This is a genomic window from Novosphingobium aquiterrae (genome assembly GCF_042434435.1).
Classification (GTDB): Bacteria; Pseudomonadota; Alphaproteobacteria; order Sphingomonadales; family Sphingomonadaceae; genus Novosphingobium; species Novosphingobium aquiterrae.
This window is the reverse complement of sequence record NZ_JBHLTL010000001.1, coordinates 546,016-570,096: the sequence shown is the minus strand read 5'-3', so window position 1 is coordinate 570,096 and position 24,081 is coordinate 546,016. Positions and strand designations below refer to the sequence as shown.

Below are 24,081 nucleotides of genomic sequence, written 5' to 3'. Positions count from 1 at the left end.
ATGCCCGACGGCTGGATCATTCTCGACAAGCCGGTCGGGCTGGGCAGCACCCAGGCGGTCGGCGCGGTCAAGCGGGTCTGCCGCGAGGCTGGCCTGGGCAAGGTCAAGGTCGGCCACGGCGGCACGCTCGATCCGCTCGCCAGCGGGGTGCTGCCGATTGCACTGGGCGAGGCGACCAAACTGTGCGGGCGGATGCTCGATGCCAGCAAGGAATATGCCTTCACGGTCCGGTTCGGGACGGAAACCGACTCGCTCGATCTGGAGGGCGCGGTGATCGCGCAAAGCGATGTCCGCCCGACGCTGGCCGAAATCGCAGCAGTGCTGCCCCGCTTCACCGGGCCGATCGAGCAGGTTCCACCGGCCTATTCGGCGATCAAGGTGGATGGACAGCGGGCCTATGATCTGGCGCGCAAGGGCGAGGCGGTGGAGCTCAAGCCGCGCGCAGTGACCATCCACTCCCTGACTATCGAGAGTGTGCTGGGCGATGCCGCCACCCTCGTCGCCCACGTCTCCAAGGGCACCTATATCCGCAGCCTGGCGCGCGACATTGCCCATGCGCTGGGCACGGTCGGCCACGTCACCATGCTGCACCGCCTGCGCGCGGGGCCGTTCGCCGAAATCCAGGCGATTTCGCTGGACAAATTGAACGAAGTGGGTAAGGGCGCGGCGCTTGAGAACGTACTCTTGCCGCTGGAGGCAGGGCTGGTCGACATCCCGGCTCTCAACCTCGGTCCGGAACAGGCAAGCATGGTCCGCCAGGGCCGGGTTCTGACCGGACTGACCCAGGACGATGGGCTGTACTGGGCGAGACTGGGACCTGTTCCCGTCGCGCTGGTGGAGCTTTCGGGTGGCAGCGCCACCGTTGTCAGGGGTTTCAACCTTCCCGATGTCGCGGAGTAGATACTATGTCGGTTACCGCCGAGAAGAAGACCGAAATCATCGAAGACAACGCCCGCGCCAAGGGTGACACCGGTTCGCCGGAAGTCCAGGTCGCGATCCTGACCAGCCGCATCAACACGCTGCAGGGTCACTTCAAGGATCACCACAAGGACAACCACTCGCGCCGGGGCCTGCTGATGATGGTCAACAAGCGCCGCAGCCTGCTTGACTATCTCAAGCGCAAGGATGTGGACCGCTACAACGCGCTGATCCAGAAGCTTGGTCTGCGCAAGTAATCCAGCGGAGCGGCCCCCCAGTGGGCCGCTTTTGCTTTGGGGCTCCCGCGCAATTCGGTGCGGGGCGCCACGGGGCCAAAAGTGCCCCACACCGGACCGGGACGGAATCCCCGGCAGAAAAACCCGCACGCAATAGGGCCTGCGGGCTGAAGGAAATCACATGTTCGACGTCAAAACCGTATCGATGGAGTGGGGCGGAAAGACCCTCACTCTGGAAACCGGCCGTGTTGCCCGTCAGGCTGACGGCGCGGTCCTCGCCACTTATGGCGAAACTGTCGTGCTCTGCGCGGTCACCGCTGCCAAGAGCGTCAAGGAAGGCCAGGACTTTTTCCCGCTGACCGTCCACTACCAGGAAAAGTATTTCGCCGCCGGGCGCATCCCGGGCGGCTTCTTCAAGCGCGAACGCGGCGCGACCGAAAAGGAAACGCTGGTTTCCCGCCTGATCGACCGTCCGGTCCGTCCGCTGTTCCCCGAAGGGTTCTACAACGAGATCAACGTGATCGCGCACGTCCTGTCCTATGACGGCGAGTGCGAGCCCGACGTGCTGGCGATGATCGCCGCCTCGGCCGCGCTGACCATCTCGGGCGTGCCCTTCATGGGCCCGATCGGCGCCGTGCGCGTCGGTTACGAAGACGGTGCCTACACCCTCAACCCCAAGCAGGACGCCGCCGCCGCCGGCGCGCTCGACCTGGTCGTTGCCGCTACCGGCAATGCCGTGATGATGGTCGAATCGCAGGCCCGCGAGCTTTCGGAAGAGATCATGCTGGGCGCCGTCATGTTTGCTCACGACGAGTGCAAGAAGGTCGTCAATCTGATTATCGACCTGGCTGAAAAGGCCGCGAAGGATCCGTGGGACGTTGCCGTTTCGGACAATTCGGCGATCAAGGCCAAGCTCAAGGACCTGATCGGCAAGGACATTGCGGCAGCCTACAAGCTGACCGACAAGTCCGAGCGTTCGAACGCGCTCAACGCCGCCCGCGCCAAGGCCAAGGAAGCCTTCGCCAGCGAAGACGCGCAGACCCAGATGGTCGCGATGAAGTCGGTCAAGAAGGTCGAAGGCGATATCGTCCGCGGCGCGATCCTGAAGGATGGCACCCGCATCGACGGGCGCAAGGTCAACCAGGTCCGGCCGATCGAATCGATGGTCGGCTTCCTGCCGCGCACCCACGGTTCGGCGCTGTTCACCCGCGGGGAAACGCAGGCGATCTGCACCACCACGCTGGGCACCAAGGACGCCGAGCAGATGATCGACGGGCTGGAAGGGCTCTCGTATTCCAGCTTCATGCTGCACTACAACTTCCCGCCCTATTCGGTCGGCGAAGTCGGCCGCTTTGGCGCTCCGTCGCGCCGCGACACCGGCCACGGCAAGCTCGCCTGGCGCGCGCTGCAGGCGGTGCTGCCTAGCAAGGAAGAGTTCCCCTACACGATCCGCGTGGTCTCGGACATCACCGAGTCCAACGGCTCGTCCTCGATGGCCACCGTCTGCGGCGGCGCGCTGTCGATGATGGACGCCGGCGTGCCGATCAAGCGCCCGGTCTCGGGCATCGCGATGGGCCTGATCCTGGAAGGTGACGAATTCACCGTGCTGTCCGACATCCTGGGTGACGAAGATCACCTGGGCGACATGGACTTCAAGGTGGCCGGCACCTCCGAAGGCATCACCACGATGCAGATGGACATCAAGGTTGCCGGGATCACCAAGGAAATCTTCTCGGCCGCGCTCAACCAGGCCAAGGAAGGCCGCGCGCACATCCTGGGTGAAATGACCAAGGCGCTGGGTACTGCCCGCACCGAACTGTCGGCCCATGCGCCGCGCATCGAGACGATCCAGATCGACAAGTCGAAGATCCGCGAAGTGATCGGTACCGGCGGCAAGGTGATCCGCGAGATCGTTGCCGAAACCGGTGCCAAGGTCGACATCGACGACGAAGGCCTGATCAAGATCAGCTCGTCGGATCTCTCGCAGATCGAAGCTGCCAAGAACTGGATCCTGGGCATCGTCGAGGAACCGGAAGTCGGCAAGGTCTATGACGGCAAGGTCGTAACCATCGTCGATTTCGGCGCCTTCGTGAACTTCATGGGCGGCAAGGACGGCCTGGTCCACGTTTCGGAAATGCGCAACGAGCGCGTCGAGAAGCCGACCGATGTCGTCTCCGAAGGCCAGGCCGTGAAGGTCAAGGTGCTCGAGATCGATCCGCGCGGCAAGGTTCGCCTGTCGATGCGCGTCGTCGATCAGGAAACCGGCGAAGCGCTGGAAGACACCCGCCCGCCGCGCGAACCGCGCGGTGATCGTCCCGGCGGCGATCGCGGCGACCGCCGTGGTCCGCGTTCGGGCGGCGGCGACCGTGACCGTGGTCCGCGCCGTGATGGTGGCGATCGCGGCCCGCGTCGTGAAGGTGGTGACCGTGGTCCCCGCCGCGACCGCGACGATGGTCCGGCTCCCGATCACATCCCGGCGTTCCTCAAGTCCGACGACTGAGCCACACCGATCTGACGAACGGAAAAGGGCCGTGCGCAAGCGCGGCCCTTTTTCCATGGCCAATCGGCCGCGCAGCAGCGCGCGATTTCGCTTGCCTCGACTGCGAAGCTGACCGATTTTCAGATCGTTGCAGCGGCACAGGTGGAGGCGGGGATGAAAGCGCGGTGGCTGGCCAAAGGTGCAAGCGTGATCGCGGTATTGGCCGCAACCGCTGCGTTCGCCTGCGCGGATGGCGGCTGCGAGGGCGGGTTCAGTCTGGTCGGCAAAAGCTATAGCTGCCGCGGCCGGGCAATGCTTGCACCCGGCAATGACAGTCGGCTCAACCTGATGCAGATGCTGGCCGATCGCGGCGGACGGTCCACCGCGGGGCTGACCTATCCCGACGCCGGATCGGACTACAACAATCTCGGCCAGGTCTTTGTCGATTGGCGGATGTACCGCCAGGCGCTGTTTCCCAAGGCCGATGAGGAAACGGCCGCCACCGGGCAGGACTATGCCGGATCGCGCTGCGCCGGCTTTGCCGCTGGCAGCGCGGCGCTGAGCGCAGCGATGCAGGCCAACCGGGCCTTGCCACCTGCCGAACGTGACGCGCTGCTGACCGCGCGCGGCGCGGCCCAGGACGCCTGCAAGCAAAGCGTGTCATGGGAACGCCGCTATGGCGATGCCGCCAAGCTGGGACCCTTGCCCAGCTTTGGCCAGTGGCCAACGGTGAGCAGCGCGGCGGGACGCGATTTTCTGGCCTATCTGCAAGCCGCCGACGCTTTTTATGGCGAGCGTTTCGATGTAGCGCGTTCGGGCTTTGCCGGACTTGCCCGGGCCAATGATCCGTGGCTGCGCGAAACGGCGGCTTATCTGACGATCCGGGTCGAGTTCGCCGCGGCCCAGGCCCCGGCCTTCGATGAATACGGTAGCTATGCCGGCGGCGCGAAGGTGGACCGCGCGGCGGTCAAGCGCGGGCTGGAGGCGCTGGCGGGCTATCTCAAAGCCTGGCCGCAGGGCCGCTATGCCGCATCAGCGCAGGGCCTGCTGCGCCGCGGGCTGTGGCTGGCGGGCGACTATCAGGCACTAGCCGCAACCTATGCGCGGATGACCGATGCAGTCTCGCCGCAACAGGAGGCGGCAGCGCTGCTGGTCGAGGAGGTCGATACAAAGTTCCTGTTCAATCCGGAATCCGCTGCCGCGACCTCCCAGGGCGCGCTGCTGCTGGCAACACAGGATCTCATCGCGCTGCGTGACGGTGGCAGCGAATTGACCGCTGCCGCGCTTGAAGCCCAAGCGCCGCGCTTTGCCGGGGCGCCGCGTCTGTTCGGCTATCTCCAGGCCAGCCAGGCGTTCTATGTCGCGCGCGACTACGCCCGCGTGCTGCAACTGATCCCGGATGAGGCAAAGCGGCCGTCCTTTTCCAACCTGGAATTCAGCCGGCAGGTTCTGCGCGGCATGGCGCTGGCGGCGCTGAAGGACCGCAATGAGGCCGGCTTTTGGCAGGAGCTGCTGGGTGGCAGCACGGGGCTGTGGCAGCGCCCGCTGGTCGAGCTCGGACTGGCGATGAGCTGGGAACGCAGCGGCCGCGTCGATGCGGTGTTCGCACCGGGCTCACCCGTCACCGACCCGACGCTGCGCGCGCTGCTGCTCGATAATTCGGCGGCGCCGGCATTGCTGCGCCGCGTCGCCCAGGACCGCGCAATCAAGTCCGACGAGCGGGACAAGGCGCTGTACAATCTGCTGTCTGGCGAGCTTTCTCGCGGGCAGTTTGCCGTATTTGCCGCCGATACCGCCCTGCCGCTGAGCGGCGAAATGCCCAGTGCGAAGATCTTCAGCAAGGGTCCGTTCGGCGACGGTGCCTACCCCTGCGCGTCGATTGCAGTCAGCGCCCGCGCACTGGCCGCCAACCCGCAGGACAATGCAGCGCTGCTGTGCCTGGGCGATTTCTTCCGTCTCCACGGGATCGGCGATACCGGCTATCCCGATTTCGGCCCGGCCAAAGATGAGCTTGGCGGCTTCACCAAGGGCTTTGTCGGCAAGCAGCTGGCGCGGGCCGACTTCTACACGAAGGTCATCGCCAGCCCGGCAGCACGCGCCGATGACAAGGCCTATGCCCTATACCGCGCGGTCATGTGCTATGCCCCCAGCGGGGTCAGCGAATGCGGTGCAGAAGCGCCCAAGGCCCAGCGCAAGGCGTGGTACGACCAGCTCAAGCGCGAATATCCGGCCAGCGCATGGGCCAAGAAGCTGCGCTATTACTGGTGAACCGCGCTGCGCTGCTTCTGATCCTCGTGCTGCTGTCCGCCTGCCGGGCGGCCGCGCCCGAGCGCGTCCGGGCCGAAGATTACACCGCGTTCTACCTGTGGGCCGGAGTACGCGCCCCGGCGGCGCTGCAAAGCGCTGAAACCGTCTATCTGCTGGCCGGAGAAGTGCGCCGCGATGGCCGCTACATTGCGCTGCGCGCAGTGCCCCGTGCGCCGCAGCACGAGGTCTGGCTGGTCGTGCGCAGCCAGACGCTGGACTGGCCGCCGCCGGTCGAGGCGCGGATCATCGCCGATCTCGCGCGGTGGCGTGAAGCGGGCAACCGTGTGGCTGGATTGCAGATCGACTTCGATGCTTCGACTAGGGGTCTGGATCGCTACGCGGCATTTCTGGCCGCCCTGCGCCAGCGCCTGCCGCCCGCCTGGCGGCTTTCCGTCACCGGTCTGATGGACTGGAGCGCCAATGCCGATCCGGCGGCGCTGGCATCGCTCAAAGGCGTGGTCGATGAGGTCGTGGTGCAAAGCTATCAGGGCCGCAGCACGATCCCCGGCTATGCCCGCTACCTCGATCGGCTCGCCCGCGTCCCGGTGCCGCACAAGGTCGCCCTGGTCGAAGGCGGCGAATGGCGCGAACCGGCCGCGCTGCGCCGCGATCCCTTGTTCCGCGGCTATGTAGTGTTCCTGCTCGCCCGCTAGGCCGCGCACTTGCCGTCCTCGACCGAGGCAGCGACGATGCGGTTGCGGCCTTCCTGCTTGGCCCGGTACAAAGCCTCGTCGGCCGCTTTCAGGGCACTGCGGCGATCGGGATAGGCAAAGACATCGGCGATCCCGGCGGAGAAGGTGATCTGTCCGAACGGCATTTCGGTGGCGCGATTGACCAGGCGGCGATCGGCAAGCTGTTCGCGCAAGGCTTCGAGCCGTTCGAATGCCTCGGTCAGTTTCGTTCCGCGAAACAGCATGACGAACTCTTCGCCGCCGTGGCGGGCAACGTGACAGTTGTCATCGGTTAGCCGGGCCAGGCTGTCGGCTACCAGCTTGAGCACACGGTCCCCGGCCTCGTGACCATGCAGATCGTTGACCTTCTTGAAGTGATCGATGTCGCAGAACGCCAGTGACATCGGTTCGGCTGCGGCGAATGCCGCGCGGTATTCCTCTTCAAAGCGTGCTTCGAAGGCGCGCCGGTTGGGCAGGCCGGTCAGATGATCCTCGTCAGCGCTGCGCCGGGCTTCCTCCAGCCGCTTGCGCAAGGCGCGGGTCTGGGCCTCGCTGCGTAGCATCTGCTTTTCGATGTCGCGGGTGCGGTTCAGCATGACCTTGGCGATCGTCGCCAGGTCGCTGATCACGTCGCCGGCCTTGGTTACCTGCTCAAGCTCGGTCACGTGGGCCTCAAGTGCGGAATTGTAATCGCTCGTGGCGCGGTGCGCATCGCGGCTGGTCTTGCCGAACTCGTCGATGCTGCTTTCCAGCCGCTCCATCAGTTTGGCCATCTGCGCCACCTCGCTGCCGTGGCCGACCGCGTCGAGCGCCGCGTCGAGCCAGTCGAGCGTCAGGGGCAGGCGTTGCTGCATGCGGCCGTCGATCAGGCGGACCAGGTGCGGTTCTTCGCCCGACAGGTACTGGAACACGATCGTCAGCGAACGCACGCTGATCTCGAGCTGGTGGTAGGCTAGGAACGAGGCGATCTCGTCGAACTGCCGCATCCGGCCCGCCGCGCGGCGATCGGGCGGCGAAGCCTCCTCGTCCGCGGCGTCCGCGCTCGGACGCTGGCCCAGGCCAAGCCAGCCGAGCAGGCCGGCCGAACGAAATTGTGATTGATTGTGCACGGTCATGCCATGGTTAACGGCATGGCAATGCAGAGCTTAAGCCGGGGCCCGCGCGCTGGCGGCCCCGGATTTCGGTATCAGCGCACCCGCGGACCGCCAAACGGCAACGGGGGCGGGGGACGGCGATGACCGCGCGGCAGCTGTGCCTGATAGGCGCGGCCGCAGTGCTCGACGCAATAGGGGAACCCTGGGTTCACCGCGACGCCGCAGAAGTGGAAATCGGGTTCACCCGGGTGACCCATCGGCCAGCGGCAGATCCGGTCGTTCAGCTCGAGCAGGCTGGTCTTTTCGGCCATTTCCGGGCTAGGCTTGGCCGGAACAAGGCGGCGCGGCGGTGCCGGCGGGATAGGTGCCTGCTGATCACCGGGGCCCTGACGCAGGAATCCGCCCGGGCCAACCGAGACGATGCGTGGCTGCGGCGTTCCCGAAGGAGTGGTTGGTGCCGCAGCAGCCGGCGCTGCGGCGGCGGGACGCGGCGCGGCCGGTGCAGCCGGTGCCGGACGGGGGGGAGGGGCGGCGCGCGGCGGTGCCTCGGTCTTGGCCACCTTGGCAGCCGAGGGCGCAGCCGGGGCGCTGTCCTTGTCGTTGGGCTTCACCGGGCTGGGGCGTGCCTTCAGGCCAAGACGGTGGGCCTTGCCGATTACGGCATTGCGGCTGACTCCGCCCAGTTCGTCGGCGATCTGGCTGGCCGTTGCGCCGCCTTCCCACATCTTGGTCAGCTTTTCGATGCGTTCGTCGGTCCAGCTCATGCCGTTGCCAAATCCTTTGTCGCTCCCACGATAGGAGCCGTTTTGTGTGTCCGCAAACTTGCCTTGTCCGCGGCGTGCGGATAGTCGCCGCGGTATGGCCGAACACCCTATTCCTGCAAACGTCAGCGCTCAAGACCCACTGCCCGCAAGGAGCAAGGGGCGTGCAGCGTTTCCGGCCCAGGGAGTGCCCACGATCCACCGGGTCAACCGGATGGGGTTGTGGACCCTCTATATGAAGGAAGTGCGCCGCTTTTTCAAGGTCCAGACCCAAACCATCTGGGCCCCGGCGGTGACGACACTGCTTTACCTGATGATTTTCACCGTCGCCATGGGGCAGGGCGGGCGCCAGGTGCTGGGCGTGCCCTTCGCCAGCTTCATTGCGCCCGGGCTGATCGTGATGGGGATGATCAACAACGCATTCGCCAATACCAGCTTCAATTTCCTTGCCGGCAAGATCCAGGGGACGATCGTCGACTACCTGATGCCGCCGCTGTCCGAAGGCGAGTTGATGCTGGGCCTGATCGGCGCGGCGGTGACGCGGGCGGTGCTGGTCGGGCTGGCGATAAGCCTGGCCATGGCATTCTGGCCGGGCGTCACGCTGACCGCGCGGCACCCCTGGGCGATCGTCTGGTTCGGGCTGATGGGCTCGATCCTGCTATCGGTGGTCGGGCTGGTCACATCGCTGTGGGCGGAAAAGTTCGATCACGCGGCGCTGATCACCAATTTCGTGATCACCCCGCTGACCATGCTGTCGGGCACGTTCTACGTGATCCACAACCTGCATCCGGCATTCCAGGCCATCAGCCGGGTCAATCCGTTCTTCTATGTGATCAGCGGGTTCCGCTATGGCTTCCTGGGGCAAAGCGATATCGGCGCGACCAACGCCGCCGTGTTCAACGGGGCGCTCTATCTGGGATTGCTGAACGTCGTGCTGTGCGGTGCGCTGTACTTGCTGCTGCGCAGCGGCTGGAAGCTGAAGAGCTAGGCTTTGTTTGCAAGCCTGACGGCTTGACGCAGCACCGGCCCGCTCCCCCGGCCCGACCACCCGTTTATGGTACCCTATGGGTGGTCGGGCCGGGGGAGCGGGCCGGTGTTGCTTCCGGCGCCAGCCGGACAAAACATCAATGCGTCATCGAGCGGCGCAGACGGTAACGCCCGTTCTTGAAATCCTCGAACAGTTCGGCAAGCGAAGGATGGTCAACCGGACCGCCATCGCCGTCTGACAGCAGGTTCTGCTGGCTGACGTAGGCGACATAGCTGTTATCGCCGTTTTCGGCGAGCAGGTGGTAAAACGGCTGTTCACGATGGGGGCGCACTTCGGCTGGGATCGATTCGTACCATTCTTCGCTGTTGGCGAAGACCGGGTCGATATCGAAGACGACGCCGCGGAAATCGAACATCCGGTGTCGCACGACATCGCCAATGCCGAACCGCGCGCGCATCTTGAGCGGCGCGTCGATGTTCCGTCCGGCCTGGGGCGAGAAGAAGGTAGCGCGGTCCATATCGGACAATATAGGGCTAGCTTCCCCGCGAAACAACGCTGCGTGTCGCGCGATCCCCGAAAAAGGCCCGGGAAGGGCTTGGCAAGTGCAGCCGCATCGGCTAACCGCCCGCTTCTTCGACCCCACGGGCCTTGGCCCGCGCAGCGGCAATCTCGCGGAGAGGTGGCAGAGAGGTCGAATGCGCCGCACTCGAAATGCGGTGTACGGGTAACCGTACCGTGGGTTCGAATCCCACCCTCTCCGCCATTTAGTCTCGCGTATTCCCTGACAAGGCAATCTGAGCGTCCGAAACGGCGCGGTTCCGCGCGCAGATGCAGTCGAACCGTACCTCAGAGAGCAAATTTCCGAGCCAGATTGCGGCAATCTGTGCCCTCATTCTCTGCCTCGATTGGACTCGGTACGGTTCGCTTGCTTTCCCTGTTCAGGCCCAAATAACACGGAAAAGCCCAAAAAATACACGGAAAGCGACGCAACGGTCCATGTCAAATAGCTCTAATCACACAATATTCTTTATCGGCGATGGACCTCAAAACAGGGAAAATTAGGATAGACTGGTCCTGATCGGGGCATCTGAAGAGGCTGCCAGGCGCACGCAGATGCGTGCGGCCAATCGACCGAGCATGGTGTTGGACGTCGAGAGATGACGGCCAGGTCGCGCGTTTCAACTCAGCAAACCAAGGGTGTGAAATCAGCTGAGGAAGCGCAACATTTCCTTGAATTTCGCGTAATCTGAGGCTGCCAGGAGTTGAACGGCCGAGTCCACCTGATCATCAAATTTGCCATGTGGAAATGCGAACAGCTCGGCCTCGAAACTCGCCAACCAGTCCGCTGACTTCGGTAGCCAGACCTTGCCTTGCTCGAACTTCAGGCTTTGCTGCTGTGTGCGCTCGACTTTGCCTTTTTCGGGCGAAAGGAACATCAGCCATCGCTGGCTTTCGACGTTCCGGATCGTTTCAATCAGGCTTATGCCGCTTGCCTTCTTTTCGACGATCACCATCTTCGCATTCCATTTTGCTTTCAAAGCATAAACTGCCTTACAAAGATCGGGAAACGCCGGCCGATCGCGCCAGACGTCGAGCAGGAAGAAGCCATCGGGGCATTTTGCCCATGTTGTGCAAACGCTCCACGAATTGTTCTCATCACCTTCGTAGGCAGTATCCCAGCTCTGGATAATGGCCTGGGTTTGTGATGGTTTGGGCACGCTGTTGTATCGCTTGACCCAGGCTTCCCGGATTATCGCGCCGCCAGGGGGAAGCGGGCATTGGTTGAACTGCGCTTCAAAATCGAACTCGCCCATCGCGATCTTCAATCTTGCGAGATCATCGCGGTCGTGCCGGGTTGGTTGAAGAATGCGGCCAGCATGAAAATCGCCTCGCTGAACGCCTTTCAGCACCTCGTAACTTTGTTTCCTGGGATTGATCGCTGGAAGGATGAGCTGCTCCCATCCCCCGGTCTCGATTATGTGTCCGGGCAGATCCTCCGCGTGAAGGCGCTGCGCGACAACAATGACCTTGCCCTTTTTGGGTTGATCGAAGCGGGTGTGGACGGTCGACTGGAACCATTCAAGGCAGCTGTTTCGCGCGGTCGGCGAATGGGCTTCGGCTGCCTTGAGTGGATCGTCGATTATGATGACATCGGCGCCTCGCCCGGTCATGATTCCTGATGTCGACGTTGCGAGGCGATAGCCTCCAGCCGTTGTTCCGAATTCGACCTTGTTCTGCTTCTTGGGATCGAGGTGGGTGTTGGGAAAGACCCTGCGGTAGAAACTGGACCGCATGAGCCTGAGCGTGTCGGCGCTGAACTTCTCGGCAAGGTCCATCCCGTAGGATGCGCACATGATCCTTGCCTTTGGATTGCGGCCCAACAGCCAGGCGGGGTAGCAAATGGAAATCAGGTACGTCTTCAGATAGCGAGGGGGGATACAAATCAGCGCTCGATGCACATCCCCCTCGAACATTTTCATCAGCAGCCGCGAGATGATTGCAATATGCGGCGCCATGTCGAGCTTGCCGGGTTCAATTACCGGAAATGCTCGCAACGCGAAGGCGAAGAAGTCCGTTCGGCAGAGGTGATCAACAATGCGGCGCAGCTCAAGAGCGTCAGCCATCGACATCGTCCCCCATCTTGAAGACCTTAAACAATTCGCGCAGCTTTACCCACTCATCGAGTGTCTGGAAGTCGGCTGCCGACTCTTCTTGAGTGGGGGGAGTGGACTCGCCGGAATCGAATTTCTCGTCGAGATGCAGCTGCATTGAAATAGCCTTGAGATCGCCGGCGGCGGCCTTTGAGGCAATCTGGTGGTATCCGAGCTCTTTCTTCGCCATTTCCTTCTTCTGGCCATCCATGGTCACGGAGATTTTGACCTCGCTGGCCTCACGCCACAGCGTCTTCTGGTTCTTTGACCCCTTGGGCCGTCCATTTGGATTGGGCGATTTCCCGCCCTTCTTCCACCAACTTTCGGGATCGGTCTTGCCCTTGCCCCACTTGGAGGACTTCTCGTCATCCGGTTTCGTGCTCATTGCTCAGCCCCGTTTGCACCGCCCAAAATCATAGATCGCCGGGATTTGCATGATCGGCGTCATTCTGCCCGCTGCGGGCGGCCATCAGCTCTGAAAAGGTCATGCCGCTCTCCGTGTGGATCGCCTCCCGGCCGGTGAGGGCTTCCCACCGGCGAATAGAGCGATCGACGTATTTGGGATCGAGCTCGATCGCGCACGCGTTCCGGCGGCAATGTTCTGCGGCGATCAGCGTGGTCCCCGAGCCGGAGAACGGATCCAACACGACATCGCCGCGTTTGGTCACGTCGAGCAGCATGTCGACGACCATCTCGACAGGTTTGGGCGTTGGATGGTCTGCGAGCGCTGCGCTGGCTGACGAGCCCCGCCTGTTGGCACCTGGATAGCTAAAGACGTTGGTGCGATCACGGCCATGGCGACCCAGCTCGACCGCGTTGGTTGCCGGCGTGCTTCCGTTGCAGAAAACCGCAATAAACTCGTGGGCCGAGCGATAGAGGCTTCCCATGCCCCCTGATCCTTTGTTCCAAACCACGATGTTGTTGCGGGTCAGACCAACCTCGGATCCGGCGACGAGCAATTTCTCGATCTGGCGCCAATCCATGCACGCGAATATGATTGCGCCTAGAGACGTGAATGTGGCGCAATGCTGCAGGTAGGTCTTGAGAAAGCCGGTAAACTGGCCGCCGTCCATTTCGCCGCTGGCCATAACAAATTCGTCGTGCTTGTTCTGGCCAAGACCGCTTACGAAGCCGGCAATCCTGCAATTGTAGGGCGGGTCGCTAACCGCGCATTGAGCGCGCCCCATAGCCAGGACCAGTCTATAGGACGCCTCATCCAGAGCGTCGCCGCAAAGCAAGCGGTGATCACCCAGTTCATAAAGATCGCCAAGCCGCGAAGTGATCGGTTCGTCACTCCGATCGTCGTCTTCAACCTCCTCGCCCTCCTGGTCAGGAATGGCAGGCGCAAGGGTTATCTGATCGACCTCGTTGAGAGTGAAGCCAGTCGAGGTGATCTCGATGCCCGCAGCTTCGATCTCGATCATGCTGTCGCGAAGGAGGTCAAAATCCCAGGTGCCCGTCTCCGCAATTCGGTTGAGTGCGAGAGACAGCGCCTTCAATTCATTCTCATCCAGGTGATCGACAATTTTGCACGCGATTTTCTCGGCGCCCAGCAATCGGCACGCTTCCCACAGAATGTGTCCGGCGACGATCCGGTCCTCCTTGTCGATCAGGATTTCGACCACCATGCCGAACTGCTGAATCGACGTGACCACGCGTTCTAGTTGTTCGGGTGTCGTTTTGCGCGCGCGGCCTGGCGCCGGCTTTAGCGACTCGATGGGTCTCCAGACTGCTTCGAGATGCGGCTGCAGGTCATTTCGACCCGGACGGGACACTGCCGCAGCGACCTGAGTTTTGTCAGCCGCATCCTTTCGGCGCGATTGCGACTTCGCCTGCAACTGCGGCTTGAGCTTGCCTGGAAGCGCAGACCTTTTTGCGATTTTGGAATTCATAACCTTCCTCCATGCCGTACCGAGGCAGAGGAGGATGGGCGTCACACTCAGTCCTGCCTCCGCGGTGGGATGCAAGACCTAGCCTCATGAACTAGAGGTCTATTGGGACGACGCGCAATTCCAGGTCAATGTCTGATGAATGGATCATAGGCAGGTCGGACATGCAAGTGTATTTCGCACCGCGGGAGGTCGAGGCGCGAGAGCGCCTCGGTTGGACTGAGGCCGGAAGCCGTTCAACCCGGCAATGTCTGCAGGTCCTCCAACTTGCTCAAAGCCAGACCCGCAGTCGCTAGTTTGTGGATGGCATCTGCTATCTGGCAAAATCCAACGAGCGCCTTCTCGCGGTCCAGGCTGTTTGCAGGGAGGCGCATGGCAAGATCGGGAGAGACATTTTCCATGATCCGCCCTGCTTCCAGGATAAGCTGTTGTACCAGATCAGCTTGCTCGTCAGTGCCAAGGCTATCGCTCTTCATATCTGCAGACATGCTCGAAGGCGAAGCGAAGTCGAGACGCAGCTTTCGTGTTTCCAGCCCAGGTGCGAACTATTCCTTGAGTTGGGATGGGGTTCTGATGACAAACGCGAGTCAGTAGCCTCGAAGCCTGAGCAGGGCCTCGCAAATGGGCACGCCTTGCTCGTCGAACAGGCGTTGGTGGGCATGCTCGGAGAAGTAGGTCGCGATCCAGCTCGCTGTCAGGGGAACAAAGACATAGGCCCGGTCCAGCTGCTTGGCAGCGATGCAAATCTGATATTCCATCGTGCCGCGCAGCACCTCGAAATCCACGCTGAATTCCTGCACCCCATGCGCATAGGCTAGATTGATGAAATCGAGGCAGAAGATCCGGTCATCAAGCAGCTGGAAGCCCGTCCGCTGGATCGGCGAATGATAGGGACCTCCGTCATATCCAGGATACATGGTCATGCCGAACCAGCGCGAGCGCTCCAGCCAGAAGTCGAGCTCCATGATTTCGGAATCGCTCAAGCTTCGCTCCCCTCATTGATGTCGCGCACCGCTTTCTCGATGGCCTCAACCAGTGCTTCTCGGTGCTGGGGAAGGAGGTCGTTGATACGGGGCGCCGACCGGCTACTGATCGCCACGAAGGGCCCGGTGGGTTGATCCACGACATATCCGCCAACCAAGACGGCGAGAGTTTCGAGGTAGGGCCGCCAGACGCGCTCCGGCAGGTTAAGAGACGTGGGGTTGGTCCAGAACCTGCCCTGCTTGTCGATGTAACCGAAACTTGCCGTCCGGTTGAGATCAGGGTGATCAAATTTGAAGCTGAGACTAGCTTTCAGTTCGGCATAGACCCCGATCGGTTCAAGCGCGTCGATCAGCGCGTAAATCGCCTGGGGTAGCGCAGCATCAAGTTTGGCCATGCCGGCCATGAAGTCGCCCATGGATAGTGACTGGGCGCGTGGTTTGGCGCGGGCTGGTACCGGATCGACCCGGACGCCCGCACCTTCGAGGCGCACGATCCCGCGTTCGATCATTACGGTCTTTGCCAGGGTACTCGGGATGGCAAGAATGGCACCGGTCTCAGTCCGCCAGGTGGCGACTTCGACCAGAGCAAAGGTGAAGTGCGCGCCGGCATGGCTTTGCAGGAGCCTCGCAAGCGTCTCGGTCTCTGAGCGGATCCCGTCGCCCAGTACCATGGCCAGCATTCGCCCGCGGCGCAGGTTCGATGCCACGGCATCGATGAACTCGGCTTCAGCAAGGGCATCTGGCAGGTCCGAGACGAGGTCATACAGGCGCTTGGGTGCGTTCTCCCCTTGGGAGACCGCGAGTTGAAAGTCCTCGAACGACATCGAGGTCAAGGCCGAGATGTAATCGAGCGTCTGTGCCACCACTTCCCGGCGGATCTCGCTGTTGCGCCACAGCTTGGTCTCGACGAACACGATGTCGCCTGAAGGCGTGAGGTAGAGGTTATCAATGAAACCGTGGCCGCAGGGCACTTCGCGGGCCGCGGGGACCAGCGTCCCGAACCCGGGTTCGATCTCCGTTATCGGCAGAATGTCCGGGTGCGCCTGGATCAGTGCCTGCAGCCATTTCTCGCTGTGATTGCCGCTGCCTAGAAAAATGCGCTCCAGCCGGCTTTGGTCGCCTGCGCTGTCAATCAGGACCGGTTTTCCGAGTGCTCGTGCCATGCGTTGGCTGTGCTCGAAGGTCTCGGGGTAGTCCAGTAAAATGAGACTAATAAGTCTCACAATATTCCTACGGTGGGATTGCGTGCGCGCTTCGGAATGACCCGTCCGCGAATTGCTTCTCGCCGGACTCTGCGCGCGCGACACATGCTTGGTTATGCAGCGAAGTCCAGTCCCATCGTCCCGGCATGTTGGTGTGTTGAAGCCAGTCGTCAGCAAGCATCGAGTTGGCTGCCGCAGTCTTCACATTCATCCGATCCGCCGCGATCGATCAGCGACGGCAGGCCAAATGAGACTTATGAGTCGTGGGCCTATCGGTCGCATCGCTTGAGGGTGCGCCGCGATGGAAATTCGCGAGCGCATCGGGTGGAATGTCAGGCGGCTTCGTGCAGAGCGCGAAGTTACGCAGGAGGATTTTGCAACCGACAGCGGGATCGATCGAGGCTATATCAGCGGTGTTGAACGTGGGGTTCGCAACCCTTCGGTTCTGGTTCTCGAGCGGATCGCGAACGCCCTGGGTGTCGACGTGTCGGTGTTGTTCGATGAAGCCAAAGCCAAGGCGTTTTCAGCAAGGCGACAGCGCTAGCGTCTGCGCAAAAAAGATCGGATCACTGGAGCTCTGACCTTGTACAGGGGCTGATCTCCCGTCGATAAGGAGGCAATGCTCGTGCAATCAACGTCACTGAGCCTCGCTGCATCGTTCAGCAAAGTACTGGTGGTGGTTGGTATGGCGAAATTTCCAAGCCACGGTATTGCTGCAGCGATGGTCTGAATGGTAATTCCTCGCACAAGCCGCAGGCTCAAGGTATTCTTTGATGGAGGGTGCCGGCCCAATCCCGGGAGGATCGAGGCCGCCGTGGTGGTTCGGGGCGTTACGTCCTATTTCAACGACCTGGGGCATGGCACAAACAGCGATGCGGAGTGGCAGGCACTGCTATGCGCGGTGCAGGTCGCGAGATCGCAGGACTTCACGGATATCGACCTGGTGGGCGATGCGATCGAAGTGGTCGAGCAAGCAAGGAAAGCTCTGCGTGACGGGAACGCCGACCACCCCAAAGCCGCGGCGTTCCTGACGTCAGCAGCCCAAATATCAACTTTGCGTGTTCGTTGGATCAAGCGTCAGCAGAACCTCGCGGGCATTGCGCTCGCTGCCCGGCATCCGCGCTAGGACCTCGACTCTGGTCGGGCTACCGCACTTCGTGCAGATTGCCCCGCACTCGGGGGCTTTGTGATTAATCGCCGACATTGCCGCCGCTGGGCAATCATGCCCGACACCCGCAAGCCGTTATCGGCTTGGACGCAATGCAGGTTTACGATCGTCCCCATTGATGTCCCAAACTCGGTCTAGTGCGGTCTTGTCGAGTCTATACAATTGTCGTGAGGCGCCATCCTGCTATCGCGATATTTGCGACCCGATGGACTCAGGCAAGGCAGGAGTCCCCGACTTCAAATGGCGGCTTCCTCTCGGAGGCCGCCATTTTTTTTGCTCTAAGGCAGCCTTGAGCAGACCAGCGGCAAGCGCCACGATCGCTGACATAGCTACCAATTGCTGGCCCAAATCTGGTCGCCAATGCCGACCATTCGTTCATCAGCTGCAGCAAGATTTTGATCATTGGCTGCTAGGTATCGCCCGTCCAAATGCGCTCGTGTTCGCTAGGAACTCTTTGATCCTAGTTACCTAGTCAACGAATCGGAGCGCAGATGACAGGGGTTTTTGGCCTCGTCGGCAACTGGCCGACACCCTCGCTTGTGACGCATTCCGCGGTCAAGATCGGCAATATGAACTGATCTCCATGACCGCCGACTCCAAGTTGGCCTGCGCATATTTCAACCGACGAAATTCAGTCGAACAATCGTCCTGGCCAGCACTCGCGCTAACACAGTTCGCGTACCGCTTGAGGGTGTATGATACTTCACTGAGTGCAGAGTTGTAGCTCTCGACGGCATCCTTGCATTCGGTTGCCTTCGCTTGCGCTGGTGCCAACGCAACGATCAGCACCATAATTGCGATTGCCTTCTTCATTTGGGGCAATTGAAATAGCACGGGGCCTTGTACGTGCTCGTGCTCGACGGCCGCGTGTATGTAGGAGGTGAATACGTCGGCGGCGCATATGGGTCGCGAGTGCCCTGTTGGCCGGTATATGGATTGACATTCGGCTCGCTCGACCAATTATCTGCCTTCGTGTTGTTTGGCGAAGTCCGATAGTGGCCTTGCACAATCGTCCCATCACTCTTCACGTGCGGAGCCACATAAACAGGCTTTGCCGACACAGGCGCTGAGGCCAGGGCAAATCCGAGCAAAAGAAACTTACGCATAATAATTCCCCCTTGAGACACTTTCGAATCGCACTCCGAGTGCCAGCTATTAGAAGGCGTCCTCCTAAACCGTGTTTCAAGCAATCAATAAATTTGGTGCTATGCTTAACATGCTCGCATCAGTGCGCGATTAAGACTAGTTCAGATTGGGTTGGTCAAACGCGGGCAGGCCTTTGCGACGAGGACTACCAAGGTCATGGCCCATCCAGGGAGAAGAAAGATGCGTCGGATAGCTGTCAATTTGGCTGGATGCGTACTTCTGGCGAATTTTTGGATCACGTCTCAGGCGCAGGCCCAAGCCGCAGCTGCCGATCCGGCACCTGTCGCCAGCGCACATGTCGAGACCCAGCCGTCGCGCCTCGACTTGATTTGCTTTGGTGGAGGCAGCGCAAACAAGGTCACTGTGACAAACGGATATGGGTATGGCACCTCCTCAGGAACCTTTCAGGGGTCAAACGGGAGTTTTGGAACGTACAGCGGCTCGGGCTCCGCCAGTGCAACTGTCTATGGACAAAGAAGCCAAGGTTTCGAAGACCAAGTAAGCTTATTCATTGAAGGCGACCAGGGGCGGGTGAGAATGCCGCGAACAATGCTCCCTCCGATCCATGGGGGAGACGACGGCTGGTTCAAGCTGAAGAACGTCAAGTTCAAGGACAACGAGATCAGTGCATCTGTGGCCGTGAATGTCATGAACAATCCAAAGCTCCGCGTTGATCGCTATACGGGAGCAATCAGCATATCGGGGAAGGCTGGAGATTACGCTGGCCGATGCGAGAAGGCCGATCCTCAACAGGCGAAGCGGCAGTTCTGAAGTGTCCAAGCGTCATGTGTGGGCCGCGACCGTCGCGGGCCTGCTCCTCCTGACCGGGTGCAGCAGCGATCAACCTTCTCGTGAAGATCTAGAGGACAGGATCGCAGAGCTGGAGAGCGAAAATGCTTCCCTTCGAAATCAATTGGACGAGGCGCACGATCAAGCTGAAGAGGCCCAGTCCGCCGCTAGCAGAGCGAAATCAGCCGCAGAAGACGCTGCCGATACGGCTGGCCGGTTTTCCGATGAAAATTGGCGTTCGGTAGTGCCTGACGCTCGAACTGCAGCCGAAGATGCGGCCGACGCTGCTCGTGACGCGGCGGACGCGGCCGACGAAGCGGAAGCGGCGTCACAAAGATAGGATCTTCGTCGCGTCTCTCTCGTCTGCTGATCCTGGTGTTTGCGTATACGGGTGCTACTGTCCTGTTTAGAACCAGCCGTTCTGTCAGCCTCAAAACGACTGTGATTTTGTAAGATTGGAAAATCGCGACCCGGTGACCGCAAGGACTGTACTCAGTGCCTCGCTGCTTCTTCGGGTTCGGCGCAGTTTTTGGCACCAAAGAACATGATCCAGGGCCAGTCCAATCGCGATTCACGGGCCTGTAATGTGGCAGCGACGCAACACATGCCAAACAATTGGCATTCAATCGCAACGACCTGTGATCGACATCACACCTTCTGAACTTCGGATGGACGTACATCCCGCATACCTACTGGAGGTACATAGGAGTATTACATGAAGACGCTTACAGCTCTTGCCGTTGCAGCCGCAGCCTTTGCTGCCACGCCGGCTCTAGCACAGGATGAGTCCAATTTTGCGGGACCCTATTTTGGCGGATATGTTGGTTATGACCATGTGACCATCAACGAAGACACTACCGGTACTTCGGGCAGCAAGGACGGCGTCGCGTTCGGCGCGATTGCCGGCTACAACATCGACATGGGCAATGTGGTCCTGGGCATCGAAGGCGAAATCGGCGATGCGTCGACCCGCGCCAGCGAGACCGATGTGTTTGTACTGGGCGATCAGGCCACGCTCTCTGCCAATCTCGATCTGTTCATTGGCGCCCGCGCCGGGGTGAAGGTATCCGACAAGGCCCTTGTCTACGTCAAGGGCGGCTATGCCAACACCAAGGTCAACCTCGCCTATGATGACAATGACGGCTTTGCCTACGACGAGAGCGATGATCTGAGCGGTTTTCGCATTGGCGGCGGCGTTGAGATTGCCGCCACTGACCGGATCTCGTTCCGTGCCGAGTACCGCTACTCGCAGTACAGCGAGTACAAGTACCAGGGCGTCGCAACCGGGCTTGACGCCAACCGTCACCAGGTTGTGTTCGGCGCAGTTGGACGCTTCTAAGAGTTGCGCCATAGTGTTCCGGGGGTGGTCCCAGCCGCCCCCGGATTTGGCTAGTACTAACCGAAGCTGCACACAAAATCTTGGGTAGCGCGGTGAGGACAATGACACGGCACATTAGGTACCCGACAGATTTGCGTTGGTTCGCAGAAGCACGTGTCGTTCTGGCAGCAGGCGCCATTGCTCTGCTGAGCTTGACCCAGCCCGCTCAGGCCCAGGCGCTGCGCGGCACCGCAGTCGCCGTCGATGGCGACTCTCTTGAGGTCGGGGGCACTCGGATTCGTCTGTTTGGGATTGACGCGCCCGAGTTCGATCAGACCTGCAAGAGGAATGGGGAGACTTGGTCTTGCGGAAAAAGCGCCAAGGACCAGCTCGCTGCGCTGGTCGCCGGCCAGGAGATCGAATGTCAGGGGCAGGGCGTCGACCAGTATGGCCGGGTTTTGGCAGTATGCTGGGCCGGACGAGATGAGCTCAACGAGGCGGTGGTCACACAAGGCTGGGCTGTCGCCTACCGCGATTTCAGCGACGCCTACATCCCTGCCGAGACCCGCGCCAAGGCTTCGCGGTTGGGAATCTGGTCCTCCACATTCGCTCTTCCCAGTGCGTACCGCCTCTCCAAACTTGAGCCTGCCCCGGCGCCGGTACCCGAATCGCTGGCGCGGCCGATGGTCAAGGCGCAGCCGCCAACTTGGACCGGTGGGTGTGCCATCAAGGGCAATCGCAACCGCCGCGGGCAATGGATCTACCACCTGCCCGGAATGCCCTACTACGATCGAACGCGGGCAGAAGAGATGTTTTGCACGGAGGCGCAGGCCCAAGCCGCCGGATATCGCCGTGCCATCGTTCAGTGACCGAGCACGCTAGCGCGAATTCTTATTCACGCACTCCGCTCGTTGGCTCGCAAAACCTGCCCACTGGCACCGCATTGCTTTCCTACTCGCCCAAGAGATGCGAAGAGCCAAGCGTGCGCACAAAGCTTGACCGCGATACCCTGGAGTTTGTGATGCTCCTCTTCCGTGGAGCGGTGCCGCTGGCAACAACCCTTCTGACGGCGTTCTTTCGGGCATTGTCGTGACACTCGATCGCGATCAGGAACTCTGGGCATGCGCCCTGGCGGTCGAAAAGGAGCATGGGGACTCGGCAGTTCTCCACGCCGCAATGCAGATCGATAGATTTGACACTGACGGCAATGCCGCCGCTGCAAAGATTTGGCGTGAGGTCCTGGCAAGGCTGATATCCATCGAGCAAGTTCATGGCGCAGCGCACTGACGTGCTATTTGTAAGCAGGATTGAACCTGAAAGTCGGCTTTTCATTTCGAGTTCTAATGGCCAGAACAGCGTAATGCCTTACGCAGGCGGTTTCATCCTTGCGGTGGGTCTTGATCCCTCAGAGAAGCGAAAAAGTTGAAGCGTCCCTCTTCTTTAGGCACCCACCAGGAATGAACCGCGCTTACATTTCGATCTCTGCCGGCAAGGTCATACAGGCAAATGACAACGAGCTTCTCGGTCAGCTCGCGGCACGCCTGCCGTTTGCGCTAGAGCCCGCGCAGCGGTTGGCATGGGAGTACCAGATTACGCACTTACGCGAACTCGCTACAGACCTTCCCGGCGCTCACTTTTTTATGGAATTCCTGATCCCACGGATGGGCCGCCGTGCTGATCTGGTGGTCATCGCTTCAGGGATCATTTTCGTCGTCGAGTACAAACTTGGTGCGCGGCAGTATGATCGCTCAAGTATGGAGCAAGTCTACGGCTACGGGCTGGACCTCAAGCACTTTCATGAAACCTCACATGGGCCGCCAATCGTGCCAATCTTGGTGGCAACACATGCACAAGACGATACCGAGCAGCCACTGCAGTGGGATGAGGATGGCCTGGCAAAACCGATGCGGGTCAACACGGCCGGATTAGCACCCGCGATCAACTTTGTATGCCGCGTCTGGGGTGGCCAAGCGCTCGATCCGCTCGACTGGGAAGCAGGTCGCTACCGCCCGACCCCAACGATCGTTGAAGCGGCACAGGCACTTTACCGCGGTCACGATGTGGAGGAGATTTCTCGTTCAGAAGCTGGCGCCGAGAACCTCACCCACACTGCGGACTATGTCGCGAGCGCAATCGAAACGGCGAAGCGTGAGCGGCGAAAGATTATCTGCTTCATCACCGGCGTACCAGGGTCGGGCAAGACCCTGGCGGGTTTAAACCTCGCAACTGCGCGGCAACGCGCGCACAGTGATGAGCATGCAGTCTTTCTCTCAGGCAATGGGCCCCTGGTCGAAGTCCTGCGCGAGGCCTTGGCCTTAGATGCGGTCGCGAAAGCACGTGAAGTTGGCCAGACCACTTCCAAGACCAAAGAGGAACGCCGCGCAGCTGCCTTCATCCAGAACATCCATCACTTTCGTGACGATGCACTTTCCTCCGCTGCGGCGCCGATCGAGAAGGTTGCGGTCTTCGACGAGGCCCAGCGCGCCTGGGATGTCGAGCAGACCTCGAAGTTCATGCAGCAAAAGAAGGGCCAGCTAGGCTTCTCGATGTCAGAGCCTGAGTTCCTGCTCAGCGTAATGGACCGCCACGATGACTGGTGTGCGATCATTTGCCTGGTCGGTGGCGGCCAAGAGATCAACACAGGCGAAGCCGGCATTGACGAGTGGCTACGCGCGCTCGAGAGATCGTTCCCGCATTGGCAAGTCCACGTTCCAGAAACCCTGGAGCATAGCTGTGCCATCCAAGATGAAGTCGGTGCACCAGCCTTGCACTTGGCGACGTCGATCCGCTCGTTTCGCGCGGAGCGACTGTCAGATTTTGTTGGTCACGTCGTCGCAGGCAACAGCGATGCGGCAAAGCACGTACGCCGCGAGCTCGACAACTTCCCTCTGCTTATCACCCGCGATCTCGACCTCGCGCGCCAATGGCTTCGCACTCAGCGGCGCGGTAACGAACGTAGCGGCCTTCTAGCGTCATCGAACGCGGTTCGGCTCAAGCCTCATGGGATCTTTGTGAAAGCAAAGATCGAGCCGGCGAAGTGGTTCTTGGCGCCAACCGAGGATGTCAGATCATCAGATGCGCTCGAGGACGCAGCAACCGAGTTCGATGTTCAGGGGCTCGAGCTCGACTGGACTTGCTTATGCTGGGACGCGAATTTTCGTCGCGAGGATGGGGCATGGCAGGCGCTACAGTTCAAGGGCACGAAGTGGCAGGCGGTGAATGATGTTGCCCGCCAAACCTTCGTCGCGAACTCCTACAGAGTCCTCTTGACCAGGAGCAGGCAAGGTTTGGTGATTTTTGTACCGGAGGGGTCGAGTGAGGATTCAACGCGCTCGCCCGAAATGTATGATGCGATCCACGCTTTCTTGTTGGACTGCGGTTTTGATGCATTTGGCTGAGCCATGATAAGTGCGCAGTGCTGTGTCTGGTATCGCGAACTAAGCCGACGTTCAACCTGTCTCGACAGCGCCCGCAAAGCCGC

General features: G+C 61.0%; 24 protein-coding genes and 1 tRNA gene. 15 read left to right on the top strand and 10 right to left on the bottom strand.

Going from position 1 to position 24,081, the window contains the following annotated elements:
* The 5 genes from truB to ACFFF7_RS02650 all read left to right on the top strand — a co-directional run bounded on the left by truB (position 1) and on the right by ACFFF7_RS02650 (position 6,593).
* Positions 1–900: a tRNA pseudouridine(55) synthase TruB gene (gene truB, locus ACFFF7_RS02670; RefSeq protein WP_379479814.1), complete on the top strand. Its 900-nt coding sequence runs from the start codon at positions 1–3 to the stop codon at positions 898–900.
* 5 nt (positions 901–905) lie between these two features.
* Complete coding sequence (gene rpsO, locus ACFFF7_RS02665) at positions 906–1,175, top strand: 30S ribosomal protein S15 (protein WP_349031203.1); 270 nt, start codon at positions 906–908, stop codon at positions 1,173–1,175.
* 160 nt (positions 1,176–1,335) lie between these two features.
* Positions 1,336–3,654, top strand: a complete 2,319-nt coding sequence (gene pnp / locus ACFFF7_RS02660; RefSeq protein ID WP_379479813.1) for a polyribonucleotide nucleotidyltransferase — start codon at positions 1,336–1,338, stop codon at positions 3,652–3,654.
* 153 nt (positions 3,655–3,807) lie between these two features.
* Positions 3,808–5,901 (top strand): PA5441 family protein, encoded by a 2,094-nt coding sequence (locus ACFFF7_RS02655; protein WP_379479812.1) that lies wholly within the window; start codon positions 3,808–3,810, stop codon positions 5,899–5,901.
* Positions 5,898–6,593 (top strand): DUF3142 domain-containing protein, encoded by a 696-nt coding sequence (locus ACFFF7_RS02650; RefSeq protein WP_379479811.1) that lies wholly within the window; start codon positions 5,898–5,900, stop codon positions 6,591–6,593. The genes ACFFF7_RS02655 and ACFFF7_RS02650 overlap by 4 nt, the downstream gene beginning before the upstream one ends.
* On the opposite strand, the gene ACFFF7_RS02645 is transcribed toward ACFFF7_RS02650, so the two are convergent.
* Together ACFFF7_RS02645 and ACFFF7_RS02640 are read right to left on the bottom strand one after the other, a co-directional pair.
* Positions 6,590–7,726: a GGDEF domain-containing protein gene (locus tag ACFFF7_RS02645; protein ID WP_379479810.1), complete on the bottom strand. Its 1,137-nt coding sequence runs from the start codon at positions 7,724–7,726 to the stop codon at positions 6,590–6,592. The genes ACFFF7_RS02650 and ACFFF7_RS02645 overlap by 4 nt on opposite strands.
* Positions 7,727–7,797: 71 nt before the next feature.
* Positions 7,798–8,469 carry a GcrA family cell cycle regulator gene (locus tag ACFFF7_RS02640; RefSeq protein ID WP_379479809.1) on the bottom strand — a complete coding sequence of 224 codons (672 nt, stop codon included), beginning with the start codon at positions 8,467–8,469 and terminating at the stop codon, positions 7,798–7,800.
* A gap of 94 nt (positions 8,470–8,563) precedes the next feature.
* Here ACFFF7_RS02640 and ACFFF7_RS02635 point away from each other — a divergent pair, with 94 nt between their 5' ends.
* Positions 8,564–9,454 carry an ABC transporter permease gene (locus tag ACFFF7_RS02635; protein ID WP_379479808.1) on the top strand — a complete coding sequence of 297 codons (891 nt, stop codon included), beginning with the start codon at positions 8,564–8,566 and terminating at the stop codon, positions 9,452–9,454.
* A gap of 136 nt (positions 9,455–9,590) precedes the next feature.
* Here the strand turns inward: ACFFF7_RS02635 and hspQ are convergent, their stop codons facing one another.
* Entirely contained in the window at positions 9,591–9,971 is a 381-nt protein-coding gene (hspQ, locus tag ACFFF7_RS02630; RefSeq protein WP_379479807.1) for a heat shock protein HspQ, read from the bottom strand.
* A gap of 156 nt (positions 9,972–10,127) precedes the next feature.
* Here hspQ and ACFFF7_RS02625 point away from each other — a divergent pair.
* Positions 10,128–10,217: transfer RNA gene (locus ACFFF7_RS02625), tRNA-Ser, on the top strand.
* A 442-nt stretch (positions 10,218–10,659) separates the two neighbouring features.
* Here the strand turns inward: ACFFF7_RS02625 and terL are convergent.
* The 6 genes from terL to ACFFF7_RS02595 form a co-directional block, all read right to left on the bottom strand.
* Positions 10,660–12,078 (bottom strand): phage terminase large subunit, encoded by a 1,419-nt coding sequence (terL, locus tag ACFFF7_RS02620; protein ID WP_379479806.1) that lies wholly within the window; start codon positions 12,076–12,078, stop codon positions 10,660–10,662.
* On the bottom strand, positions 12,071–12,490 hold the full coding sequence (locus tag ACFFF7_RS02615) for a DUF5681 domain-containing protein (RefSeq protein WP_379479805.1): 420 nt from the start codon (positions 12,488–12,490) through the stop codon (positions 12,071–12,073). The genes terL and ACFFF7_RS02615 overlap by 8 nt, the downstream gene beginning before the upstream one ends.
* A gap of 28 nt (positions 12,491–12,518) precedes the next feature.
* A complete protein-coding gene (locus ACFFF7_RS02610; RefSeq protein WP_379479804.1) occupies positions 12,519–13,997 on the bottom strand; it encodes a site-specific DNA-methyltransferase in 1,479 nt (492 codons plus the stop codon).
* 233 nt (positions 13,998–14,230) lie between these two features.
* A complete protein-coding gene (locus tag ACFFF7_RS02605) occupies positions 14,231–14,470 on the bottom strand; it encodes a hypothetical protein (protein WP_379479803.1) in 240 nt (79 codons plus the stop codon).
* A 111-nt stretch (positions 14,471–14,581) separates the two neighbouring features.
* On the bottom strand, positions 14,582–14,977 hold the full coding sequence (locus ACFFF7_RS02600; RefSeq protein ID WP_379479802.1) for a hypothetical protein: 396 nt from the start codon (positions 14,975–14,977) through the stop codon (positions 14,582–14,584).
* The gene (locus ACFFF7_RS02595; protein ID WP_379479801.1) at positions 14,974–16,140 is read right to left on the bottom strand and encodes a hypothetical protein; all 1,167 of its coding nucleotides are present in this window, start codon (positions 16,138–16,140) and stop codon (positions 14,974–14,976) included. The genes ACFFF7_RS02600 and ACFFF7_RS02595 overlap by 4 nt, the downstream gene beginning before the upstream one ends.
* A 340-nt stretch (positions 16,141–16,480) precedes the next feature.
* Here ACFFF7_RS02595 and ACFFF7_RS02590 point away from each other — a divergent pair, with 340 nt between their 5' ends.
* Both ACFFF7_RS02590 and ACFFF7_RS02585 read left to right on the top strand, forming a co-directional pair.
* Positions 16,481–16,723 carry a helix-turn-helix domain-containing protein gene (locus ACFFF7_RS02590; RefSeq protein ID WP_379479800.1) on the top strand — a complete coding sequence of 81 codons (243 nt, stop codon included), beginning with the start codon at positions 16,481–16,483 and terminating at the stop codon, positions 16,721–16,723.
* A gap of 186 nt (positions 16,724–16,909) precedes the next feature.
* Positions 16,910–17,305: a ribonuclease HI gene (locus ACFFF7_RS02585; protein WP_379479799.1), complete on the top strand. Its 396-nt coding sequence runs from the start codon at positions 16,910–16,912 to the stop codon at positions 17,303–17,305.
* A 597-nt stretch (positions 17,306–17,902) separates the two neighbouring features.
* Here ACFFF7_RS02585 and ACFFF7_RS02580 read toward each other — a convergent pair.
* Complete coding sequence (locus tag ACFFF7_RS02580; protein WP_379479798.1) at positions 17,903–18,160, bottom strand: hypothetical protein; 258 nt, start codon at positions 18,158–18,160, stop codon at positions 17,903–17,905.
* Positions 18,161–18,673: 513 nt separating this feature from the next.
* On the opposite strand from ACFFF7_RS02580, the gene ACFFF7_RS02575 reads away from it, so the two are divergent.
* The 6 genes from ACFFF7_RS02575 (at position 18,674) to ACFFF7_RS02550 (ending at position 23,998) form a co-directional block, all read left to right on the top strand.
* Complete coding sequence (locus ACFFF7_RS02575) at positions 18,674–19,264, top strand: hypothetical protein (protein WP_379479797.1); 591 nt, start codon at positions 18,674–18,676, stop codon at positions 19,262–19,264.
* Position 19,265: 1 nt separating this feature from the next.
* Positions 19,266–19,622 carry a hypothetical protein gene (locus ACFFF7_RS02570; protein ID WP_379479796.1) on the top strand — a complete coding sequence of 119 codons (357 nt, stop codon included), beginning with the start codon at positions 19,266–19,268 and terminating at the stop codon, positions 19,620–19,622.
* Positions 19,623–19,997: 375 nt separating this feature from the next.
* The gene (locus tag ACFFF7_RS02565) at positions 19,998–20,621 is read left to right on the top strand and encodes an outer membrane protein (RefSeq protein ID WP_379479795.1); all 624 of its coding nucleotides are present in this window, start codon (positions 19,998–20,000) and stop codon (positions 20,619–20,621) included.
* A 191-nt stretch (positions 20,622–20,812) separates the two neighbouring features.
* Positions 20,813–21,469: a thermonuclease family protein gene (locus tag ACFFF7_RS02560; RefSeq protein ID WP_379479794.1), complete on the top strand. Its 657-nt coding sequence runs from the start codon at positions 20,813–20,815 to the stop codon at positions 21,467–21,469.
* Positions 21,470–21,689: 220 nt separating this feature from the next.
* The gene (locus ACFFF7_RS02555; protein ID WP_379479793.1) at positions 21,690–21,887 is read left to right on the top strand and encodes a DUF6961 family protein; all 198 of its coding nucleotides are present in this window, start codon (positions 21,690–21,692) and stop codon (positions 21,885–21,887) included.
* Positions 21,888–22,057: 170 nt separating this feature from the next.
* Complete coding sequence (locus ACFFF7_RS02550; RefSeq protein ID WP_379479792.1) at positions 22,058–23,998, top strand: DUF2075 domain-containing protein; 1,941 nt, start codon at positions 22,058–22,060, stop codon at positions 23,996–23,998.
* Positions 23,999–24,081 lie beyond the last annotated feature (83 nt).